Origin of the sequence: Fretibacterium sp. OH1220_COT-178, assembly GCF_003860125.1 — a bacterium.
In the GTDB taxonomy this organism is placed as follows: domain Bacteria; phylum Synergistota; class Synergistia; order Synergistales; family Aminobacteriaceae; genus CAJPSE01.
Genome location: NZ_RQYL01000042.1, coordinates 1 through 8,406, shown reverse-complemented (window position 1 = coordinate 8,406; position 8,406 = coordinate 1). Strand labels below are relative to the sequence as shown.

General features: G+C 59.2%; 12 protein-coding genes and 1 tRNA gene. All 13 read left to right on the top strand.

Annotated features, from left to right (window positions below):
• The coding region (locus EII26_RS12440) for an EF-Tu C-terminal domain-related protein (protein WP_199735120.1) at positions 1–98 on the top strand (98 nt) is incomplete at its 5' end.
• A gap of 75 nt (positions 99–173) precedes the next feature.
• Entirely contained in the window at positions 174–323 is a 150-nt protein-coding gene (gene rpmG / locus EII26_RS12435; RefSeq protein ID WP_124889481.1) for a 50S ribosomal protein L33, read from the top strand.
• Between the two features lie 136 nt (positions 324–459).
• Positions 460–535, top strand: a tRNA-Trp gene (locus tag EII26_RS12430).
• Positions 536–585: 50 nt separating this feature from the next.
• Positions 586–789 (top strand): preprotein translocase subunit SecE, encoded by a 204-nt coding sequence (secE, locus tag EII26_RS12425; protein ID WP_158612339.1) that lies wholly within the window; start codon positions 586–588, stop codon positions 787–789.
• Positions 790–876: 87 nt separating this feature from the next.
• On the top strand, positions 877–1,419 hold the full coding sequence (nusG, locus tag EII26_RS12420; RefSeq protein ID WP_124889479.1) for a transcription termination/antitermination protein NusG: 543 nt from the start codon (positions 877–879) through the stop codon (positions 1,417–1,419).
• A gap of 73 nt (positions 1,420–1,492) precedes the next feature.
• A complete protein-coding gene (gene rplK / locus EII26_RS12415) occupies positions 1,493–1,918 on the top strand; it encodes a 50S ribosomal protein L11 (RefSeq protein WP_124889478.1) in 426 nt (141 codons plus the stop codon).
• A 97-nt stretch (positions 1,919–2,015) separates the two neighbouring features.
• Positions 2,016–2,720 carry a 50S ribosomal protein L1 gene (rplA, locus tag EII26_RS12410; RefSeq protein WP_124889477.1) on the top strand — a complete coding sequence of 235 codons (705 nt, stop codon included), beginning with the start codon at positions 2,016–2,018 and terminating at the stop codon, positions 2,718–2,720.
• A gap of 294 nt (positions 2,721–3,014) precedes the next feature.
• Positions 3,015–3,545, top strand: a complete 531-nt coding sequence (gene rplJ / locus EII26_RS12405; protein ID WP_124889476.1) for a 50S ribosomal protein L10 — start codon at positions 3,015–3,017, stop codon at positions 3,543–3,545.
• A 116-nt stretch (positions 3,546–3,661) separates the two neighbouring features.
• On the top strand, positions 3,662–4,042 hold the full coding sequence (rplL, locus tag EII26_RS12400; protein ID WP_124889475.1) for a 50S ribosomal protein L7/L12: 381 nt from the start codon (positions 3,662–3,664) through the stop codon (positions 4,040–4,042).
• A gap of 118 nt (positions 4,043–4,160) precedes the next feature.
• On the top strand, positions 4,161–4,607 hold the full coding sequence (locus EII26_RS12395; protein ID WP_233572750.1) for a hypothetical protein: 447 nt from the start codon (positions 4,161–4,163) through the stop codon (positions 4,605–4,607).
• Positions 4,608–4,634: 27 nt separating this feature from the next.
• Positions 4,635–5,009, top strand: coding sequence for a response regulator (locus EII26_RS12390; RefSeq protein WP_124889473.1), 375 nt, complete (start codon positions 4,635–4,637; stop codon positions 5,007–5,009).
• Positions 5,010–5,189: 180 nt separating this feature from the next.
• Positions 5,190–6,995 carry a translation elongation factor 4 gene (gene lepA, locus EII26_RS12385; protein WP_124889472.1) on the top strand — a complete coding sequence of 602 codons (1,806 nt, stop codon included), beginning with the start codon at positions 5,190–5,192 and terminating at the stop codon, positions 6,993–6,995.
• A gap of 34 nt (positions 6,996–7,029) precedes the next feature.
• A complete protein-coding gene (gene hemW / locus EII26_RS12380) occupies positions 7,030–8,160 on the top strand; it encodes a radical SAM family heme chaperone HemW (RefSeq protein WP_124889471.1) in 1,131 nt (376 codons plus the stop codon).
• The last annotated feature ends 246 nt before the right edge of the window (positions 8,161–8,406 follow it).

Below are 8,406 nucleotides of genomic sequence, written 5' to 3'. Positions count from 1 at the left end.
TCATCGTTCCGATCGCGATGGAGGAGGGTCTCCGCTTCGCGGTGCGCGAGGGCGGCCACACGGTCGGCGCCGGCGTCGTCACCAAAATTCTTCAGTAGTCCCTGCCCTTCTTCTCGAAGAGGGGCCTGGAGCATAAATCGCATATTTTTTATCAGGAAGGGAAGTAGGAGCTTATGGCCGATATCGTTGGACTGGTCTGCACGACCTGCAAACGTCGCAACTACACGACGACGGTGAACAAGAAGAAGCAGTCGAAGAAACTGGAGATCAAGAAATACTGCAAGTGGTGCAACGCCTCCGTCCCGCATAAGGAGTCGAAGTAGGCGGTACGTTGTCGTTTTTCGGGCGGGTCGGTCATGAAGGCTCATAAACCGTTTTCCTGACCGGCCTGCCAAAAACGAAGGGGCATCTTGCATAACCCTCGCCTCTAGTGTAGAATACTTTCCGTTGTTTTAACGCAGGTCCGTAGCTCAATTGGCAGAGCACTGGTCTCCAAAACCGGGGGTTGCAAGTTCGAGTCTTGCCGGGCCTGCCATTTTTTTATTGTCAAGGGTATCCTCCGCGATGCCCGCAGGAGGGCAAGGTATGTCCAAAGAGATCGCGAATTCGATACCGGGCATCGGTTTTTTGCGGGAGGCGAAGGCCGAGCTGAAGAAGGTCACTTGGCCCGGAAAGAAGCAGATCTGGTACTCCACGCTGATCGTCATTTTTTTCACGCTCTGCGTCTCCATTTACCTTGGGGCCATCGATTTTCTCCTGACCTGGATCTTCTCGGGGATCCTCGGTTAGTTTTCCCACTTTTTACTTCGGGCTCGCAGCGCATCTGAATTTACGAATGCAGGTGGGAGGTGAGGAAGGGCTTTTCCCTGGTGTTTGATGGATACGCAGGATGGACGCCGATGGTATGTCGTTCAGACGTACGCAGGCTATGAGAATCGAGTCAAGGCCAATCTGGAGCAGCGCATAGCGACGATGGGGATGGAGAAAAATATTTTCTCCGTGTTGGTCCCCATCGAAGAACGGGTTTTCGTCAAGGACGGAAAGAGTCGTAAGGTCTCCAGAAAACTCTATCCCAGCTACGTGCTGGTGGAGATGTTGCTTGACGAACAGTCGTGGTATGTCGTCCGGCACACGCCGGGGGTGACGGGTTTCGTCGGGGCCGGTAGTTATCCGCTTCCTCTCTCCGAACGTGAGGTGCGCGATCTGATGTCCCGGATCGGGAAGGAACAGGCGAAGCCGAAGGTCGAGATCAGCCTCAAATTGGGGGACACGGTTTGTGTCAAGAGCGGTCCCTTTGAAGGGCAGGCGGGCCCGGTGGTCGAGATTACGCCCGAGAAGGGGAAGGTCAAGTTCACGGTCAGCGTGTTCGGCCGAGAGACCGTCGTCGAGACCGATTATCAGCTTCTGGAAAAAGTATGACAGACGTTCCCGTCCCTAGTGGACGGGATCTGTGCCGATAGAAGGTTTTATCTAGGAGAGGGGATTTTGTTTTATGGCTAAGAAGGTCATCGGGCAGATCAAATTGCAGTTGCCGGCCGGAAAGGCGACGCCGGCTCCTCCCGTCGGTCCCGCTTTGGGACAGCATGGGGTCAATATCATGGAGTTCTGCAAGCAGTTCAATGCAAAGACTTCGGACCAGGCGGGGCTCATCATTCCCGCCGTTATAACGGTTTATGCCGACCGTAGCTTTACGTTTGAACTGAAGACGCCTCCAGCAAGCGTTCTGCTGAAAAAGGCTGCGGGAATCGAGTCGGGATCCGGAGTTCCCAACAAGAACAAAGTTGGGCAGGTCTCCAGAGTCAAGGTGAAGGAGATCGCCGAGATGAAGCGCAAGGATCTCAATGCCAACGATATCGACGCCGCCATGCGCATGGTCGAGGGAACGGCCCGTTCCATGGGGATCGAGATCCAGGGCTGAGGATAAGACACGGGCCCCCTTTTTGCTGGGGGCTGTTGCACGAAATATCACGGTGGCAGGGCTTGGCGGCCCGTTATCGACCACAGGAGGTTTTTTCATGAAACGGAGCAAGCGTTACAGGGAGGCCGCAGCCAAAATCGAGGCCGAAAAACAGTATGGGCTGCGCGAGGCTGTGGATCTCTTCCAGTCGATCGCGACGGCGAAGTTCGACGAGAGCATGGAAATCCACGTTCGCCTGGGCGTTGACCCGCGTCATGCGGACCAGCAGGTCCGCAGCACGGTCGGTCTTCCCCACGGCACCGGCGTGACCAAAAGGGTCCTTGTCCTTGCCATGGGCGAGAAGATCAAGGAGGCCGAGGACGCGGGGGCCGACATCGTGGGCGGCGAGGACCTCGTCCAGAAGATCATGGGCGGCTGGATGGACTTCGATGCGGTCATCGCGACGCCGGACATGATGAAGTCGGTCGGTCGCCTCGGAAAGGTGCTTGGTCCCAGGGGATTGATGCCCAGCGCCAAAACGGGGACCGTGACCTTCGACCTCGCCGATGCCGTCAAGGAGATCAAGGCCGGCCGCGTCGAGTTCCGAGTCGACAAGGCGGGGATCATCCACAACGCCATCGGCAAGAAGAGCTTTTCGGCGGATGCCCTTTTCGAGAATGCCAAAGCCCTGTTGCAGGCTATACAGAAGGCTCGTCCCTCCTCGGTCAAGGGAACCTATATCAAGAGCATTTCCCTGACCTCGACGATGGGCCCGGGGATTTCCGTCGATGTCCTCTCCGCATCGAAGGAGATCGCCGCTTAATTACGCTCGTCCCTAGAACACACGAATACAGCTTTCTTCGACCCTGGACAGCAGGCGCTCCTCTGACGGAGCTTAATCGGGACCTGCCGAGGCGAGGAGCGGGAAGACCGTGAAAACGCGGTGTCGTCCCCTCGTATCCCTCGGCCCTTGGGTCGAGGGATGTTTTTTGAGACGTTGTGGTCGAATGGCCGGGCGAAATTCGTGTGGTAAATCGAGGTTTCACCGGGAGCTCTGAATGGCGTCAGGCTTCCGTCACGAAAGGTTTGACGATATTTCTCGGAGGAGGTGAATGTTATGCCGGCAAAGATCAAATATGAGCAGGTTGCCCTCTTGAAGGAAAAGCTCGAGAGGTCCGAGGCCGTGTTTGTGGGCGAGTATCGCGGCATGACCGTGGCTCAGAGCACGGCGCTCCGCGTGAAGGTCCGCGAGGCCGGGGGCGAGCTGAAGATCGCCAAGAATACCCTTTTTGCGATCGCCATGAAGGAGGCGGGGCTCGAGTCCCTTTCCGAATCCCTGGTCACGGGGCCGAATATCTATGCCCTCTGCTACGGAGATCCGGTTGGGGTGGCCAAGGTTCTCAAGGAATACGCAACCGACAAAACGCAAAAGGCCTTTGTCCTCAAAGGCGGACTTTTGGGGAAGGTGGCCCTGGATCAGAGTCAGGTTTACGCCCTGGCCGATCTTCCGTCGAAGGATGTCCTGGTGGCCCAGGTGGTTCGCACCATTGCCGCACCGATTTCCGGCCTGGTTACCGTGCTCTCCGGCACGATGCGCGGGCTGGTCACGTGCCTCGGGCAGATTCGGGACAAGAAGGAGGCCGCCTGACCTTTTTTCGGGTCGGAGGGGCAATGTGCGGGGCCTTCGAAGTGCGAAGCCCGGTTTGAGTTTTAAGAGCCCCGGCGAAACGGGGCGTATATCAAAAAATTTTGGAGGTAAGTTCTATGACGCGCGACGATATGATCAAGGCTATTGAGGAGATGACGGTTCTCGAGCTCTCCGAGCTCGTGAAGGCTCTTGAGGAGAAGTTTGGCGTTTCCGCCGCGGCCCCCATGGCCATGCCCATGATGGCGATGCCCGGCGCCGGTGCCCCCGCTGCCGCGGAGGAGGAGAAGTCCGAGTTCGACGTGATCTACAAGGCTCCCGGAGCGAACAAGATCAACGTCATCAAGGTTGTGCGCGAGATCACCGGCCTGGGCCTGAAGGAGGCCAAGGAGCTGGTGGACAATCCGCCCAAGCCCGTCAAGGAGGGCGTCTCCAAGGAGGAGGCCGAGGAGCTGAAGAAGAAGCTTGCCGAGGCCGGTGCCGAGGTCGAGGTGAAGTAGTTTCGTTTTTCTTCAGAGGTGTCTTGAGCGGCCCGTCTCGGTGGGCCGCTTTTTTTTATCCGCTTCTTCATGTAAAATGAGGGAAGCTATGGAGTCATTTATTCCACTACCTTAAAATTTGGAGGATGTTGTGATGCAGGCTCAGAAGAATGAACCCCAGAAGACGCAGAAGAATGAAAATCAGAAAAAACAGGCGGACTGGTCCAAATTGGTAAACAGTAAACCGAAGATCATCATCATCTCCGTCATCGCGGTCATTCTCGTCCTTAATATCCTTTGGAGCCTGATGCAGGGGAAGGTGACCACCGAGATGCAGGGGGTCCGGGCGGAGCTTGCGAAGATGGAGGAGCGCATTGCCAAGATGGAGCAGGGAGGAGTTCCCGATCTGGCCTCTTTGAGGACCGAGTTCGATGAACTCAAGAAGATCGGCGGCAACTACGAGGCGCGGCTTGCGGCTCTGCTCGAGGCCGAGGAGGGCAGGCTCTCCCAGATGAAGAAGGATGCCGAGGCTCAAGAGACTTGGGTCAACGCGCTGAAGAAGGTCTCCTCCGAGGGGAAGGAGTAGAAAACCGCTCGACGGAGGGAAGCTCAAATGTCTCGAAGCGCTTTTATCATCGATGATGCGGACTTCATGGTGGATATGCTGCGCCTGGTCCTGTCGGAGGGAGGATATTCCGTCGCAGGTTCGGCGACGGACGCGCTTGTGGGGCTGGAACAGTTGCGCCGTTTGACGTCTGCTTCCAAGACGGTGGACATCGTCATCGTCGACCTTCATATGCCCAAACTCGACGGTTTCGAGACCATTCGCGGGATACGGGAAATCCTTCCCAAGGCGAAGGTCCTGCTGGTCAGTGCCAACGCGACTTTGCCCGTGGCTCTCAAGGCCAAGGCGATCGGGGTCGATGGTTTTGTCGTCAAGCCCTTCGAGCCCGAGACCGTGTTGGAGACCCTGAGAAAGATGTATTAGTTCTCTCGCCTGATTGTGGGGCCGTGTGCGGGAAGTCCCGCTGCTGCGGGGACCACATTGGAGAGAACGCAGGCTTGGCTCAGAGGGGCTCGAAGCGGGCCCCTCTTTTTGTCTTGTTTTTTGGCCGCCGGTCCCTGGGGATCGCGGCGTCATGATTCGATTTGCTAAGAGGGGCCACGCATGAAACAGGAGAACATCAGAAATTTTTGCATCATCGCCCACATCGACCACGGCAAGTCCACCTTGGCCGACCGCCTCTTGGAGCGCACCTCCACCGTGCAGTCCCGGGACATGAAGAAACAGCTTCTGGACTCTCTCTCGCTGGAGCGCGAAAGGGGGATCACGATCAAGCTGGTTCCGGTCCGCATGGATTACGTCTCGTCGGACGGCAGGAAATGGGTTTTGAACCTTATCGACACGCCGGGTCATGTGGACTTCGGCTACGAGGTCTCCCGTTCCCTGGCCGCCTGCGAGGGAGCCCTGCTCGTCGTCGACGCGACGCAGGGCGTCGAGGCGCAGACCGTGGCGAACGCCTATCAGGCGATCGAGCAGGGACTCGAGATCCTGCCGGTCATCAACAAAATCGACCTCCCCTCTGCCCATCCCGAGAACGCCAAGCAGGAGATCCGCGACGTGGTGGGGCTGGACGCCGAGGACTCCATCTTGGCGAGTGCCAAGGACGGCCGCGGGATCGACGAGATCCTCGAGCGGATCGTCCGCACGGTTCCGGCTCCCCAGGGGGACCCGAACGCGCCGCTCCAGGCGTTGATCTTCGACTCCGTCTACGACAACTATCGCGGCGTGATCTGCTACGTTCGGGTCGTGAACGGCACCCTGACTGCGGGGCAGAACATTCTGTTCATGGCCACCAACAGCGCGTATCCGGTCGACGAGGTGGGGGTATTCCGTCCCTCCTTCACCCCCGTGGATCGGCTGGGTCCGGGCGAGGTCGGCTATATCGCGGCCAGCATCAAGACCCTGGCCGAGGCTCATGTCGGGGACACCATCACCAACGCAAGAAACCCGACCCCCGAGCCCCTGCCCGGATACCGCAAGGTCAAGAGCGTCGTCTTCTGCGGCTTCTACCCCGTGGAGCGCGACGATTATCCCCAGCTTCGGGACGCGCTGGAAAAACTGTGTCTGAACGACTCCGCCATAGCCTTCGAGCCGGAGACCTCCGTTGCCCTGGGCTTCGGGTTTCGGTGCGGTTTCCTGGGGCTGCTCCACATGGATGTGGCGCAGGAGCGGCTTCGCCGAGAATACGATGTCGACCTCGTGGCCACGGCGCCCAACGTCGTCTATGAGATCCTTCTCAAATCGGGCGAGGTGATCGAGGCCCATCGGCCCAGCGACTTTCCCGAGGTGGGGGATATCGAGGAGATACGGGAGCCCTACATCAAGCTCTCGGTCTTTCTGCCGTCCGAGTACGTGGGCAAGGTGATGCAGCTGGTCCAGGAAAAGCGCGGCGTCTATCGCTCCATGGACTACCTGACCCCGGAACGGGTGCGGCTGATCTATGAGATGCCCCTGGCGGAGTTCATCATCGACTTCCACGATAAGCTCAAGTCGCAGACGCGCGGCTACGCCTCTCTGGATTACGAGTTCATCGGGCTCAAGCCATCGGAGCTGGTGCGTGTCGACGTCCTCGTCAACGGCGAGGCGGCGGACGCCTTCTCCTTCATCTGCCACAAGGACGCGGCCTACCATCGCGGCCACGCCGCAGTGACGAAGCTGAAGGACCTGATACCCAGCCAGCTCTTCGAGGTTCCCATCCAGGCCTCCATCGGCAAGCGCGTCATCGTCCGCGTCAACGTCAAGGCTCTGCGCAAGGACGTTTTGGCCAAATGCTACGGCGGGGACATCTCGCGCAAGCGCAAACTCCTCGAAAAACAGAAGGAGGGCAAGAAGCGCATGAAGCAGATCGGACGCGTCTCGATCCCTCAGGAGGCGTTTTTGGCGTTTCTGAAGATGGACGAGGGCGAGTGACCGGACAGCCGTTCCCCGGAGCGAAGCTCGTGAAATGAGAGACGAGCGCCTTTCCGTGTACCTGCACGTGCCGTTTTGCGCCGGCAAGTGCGGGTACTGTTCCTTTTACAGCACCCCCCCGGTCCGCGGCGAGGTGGAGGACTATCTCGACGCCCTGGAGGCGGAGATTCGATATTGGAGGAGCCGCCTTGGCGCTCCGTCCCTGCGAACGCTCTACGTCGGAGGGGGGACCCCGAGCCTCTTGCCTCCGAGGACCTGGAGCCGCTTGATCTCCCTGATCGAGGGGCTGGGGAACTGCGATGCCCTGGAGGAGGCTACGGTCGAGGCCAATCCCTCCTCTTTGAACGACGGTCACCTGGAGCTTTGGAGCTCCTCGTTTTTTACTCGCGTCAGCCTCGGCGTTCAAAGCCTGGACGATGCCGAGCTGAGGTGTTTGGGCCGCCGCCACGATGCGGCACTCGCGCTTTGCGCCATGAGGCGCGTTCTCCGCTTCGGGCTGAGTCTGAGCGCCGACCTGATCTTCGGAGTGCCGGGCCAGACGCTGCGCACCTGGGCGGCCTCCCTGAGCGGCGTCCGTAAGGCCGGAGCCCGCCATATCTCGACGTATCAGCTGACGCTCGAACCGGACACGCCCATGGGCCGCCGGATGCCCGTCCTTCCCGACGGCTATCCTTTCTACCGCTACGTACAGTGGTATCTCCCGCGCCTTGGTCTGCTCCAGTACGAGATTTCGAGCTTCGCTTCGCCCGGCGACGAATGCCGGCACAATCTGGCCTATTGGAGGCAGGAGAACGTGCTGGCCCTGGGGCCGGCGGCGTGGGGGTACCTGGACGGCCGCCGTTACGAAAATCCCCGTACGCTCGATGCCTACCTGGAGGCGGCGCGGCGAGGCTTTCCCGACCCCCTGGAGGGAGGGGAACTCCTGCGGCAGCGGTCCCGAGCGGTCGAGGCCGCCATCCTGGCGTTGCGGACACGCTGGGGGATCGACCGGACCGACTTTTCGGCCCGATGGGGGGAGGGGCTTCTGCACGAGGTCGAGGGGCTGCTCGCGGAGCTCCCTCCGCATCTTCTGCGTGACGATGGCAGGAGCGTCAGCCTTTCTCCGGCGGGGATGCGGGTGGGCAATGCGGTCTGGTCGGAGCTTTTGAGGCTGACGGAGGATTGAGCCGGAGGGCTTCGGACCGATTTTTAAAAAAGCTCGAAAAAGGGTATTGACACTCCCCGAAAACACGCTATAATTCCCTTTGTTGTCCGTCGCACGGACGGGCAAAATCCACCTAAAGCCTCTGATAATAAGGGTTTATGTGGAATGTAACTTGACAAATTTACAGGCGAGCCATAGAGGGAAGAGAGAAGTAGGCTGCGATGCCGTTTGTATTGGGTGTTGCAGAGAGAGCGAGCGGGAGCGATC

What these genes read in the sequence shown, in the direction of transcription:
- rpmG (WP_124889481.1), top strand. Translation starts at nt 174, where the DNA reads ATGGCCGATATCGTTGGACTGGTCTGCACGACCTGCAAACGTCGCAAC.
- secE (WP_158612339.1), top strand. Translation starts at nt 586, where the DNA reads ATGTCCAAAGAGATCGCGAATTCGATACCGGGCATCGGTTTTTTGCGG.
- nusG (WP_124889479.1), top strand. Translation starts at nt 877, where the DNA reads ATGGATACGCAGGATGGACGCCGATGGTATGTCGTTCAGACGTACGCA.
- rplK (WP_124889478.1), top strand. Translation starts at nt 1,493, where the DNA reads ATGGCTAAGAAGGTCATCGGGCAGATCAAATTGCAGTTGCCGGCCGGA.
- rplA (WP_124889477.1), top strand. Translation starts at nt 2,016, where the DNA reads ATGAAACGGAGCAAGCGTTACAGGGAGGCCGCAGCCAAAATCGAGGCC.
- rplJ (WP_124889476.1), top strand. Translation starts at nt 3,015, where the DNA reads ATGCCGGCAAAGATCAAATATGAGCAGGTTGCCCTCTTGAAGGAAAAG.
- rplL (WP_124889475.1), top strand. Translation starts at nt 3,662, where the DNA reads ATGACGCGCGACGATATGATCAAGGCTATTGAGGAGATGACGGTTCTC.
- EII26_RS12390 (WP_124889473.1), top strand. Translation starts at nt 4,635, where the DNA reads ATGTCTCGAAGCGCTTTTATCATCGATGATGCGGACTTCATGGTGGAT.
- lepA (WP_124889472.1), top strand. Translation starts at nt 5,190, where the DNA reads ATGAAACAGGAGAACATCAGAAATTTTTGCATCATCGCCCACATCGAC.
- hemW (WP_124889471.1), top strand. Translation starts at nt 7,030, where the DNA reads ATGAGAGACGAGCGCCTTTCCGTGTACCTGCACGTGCCGTTTTGCGCC.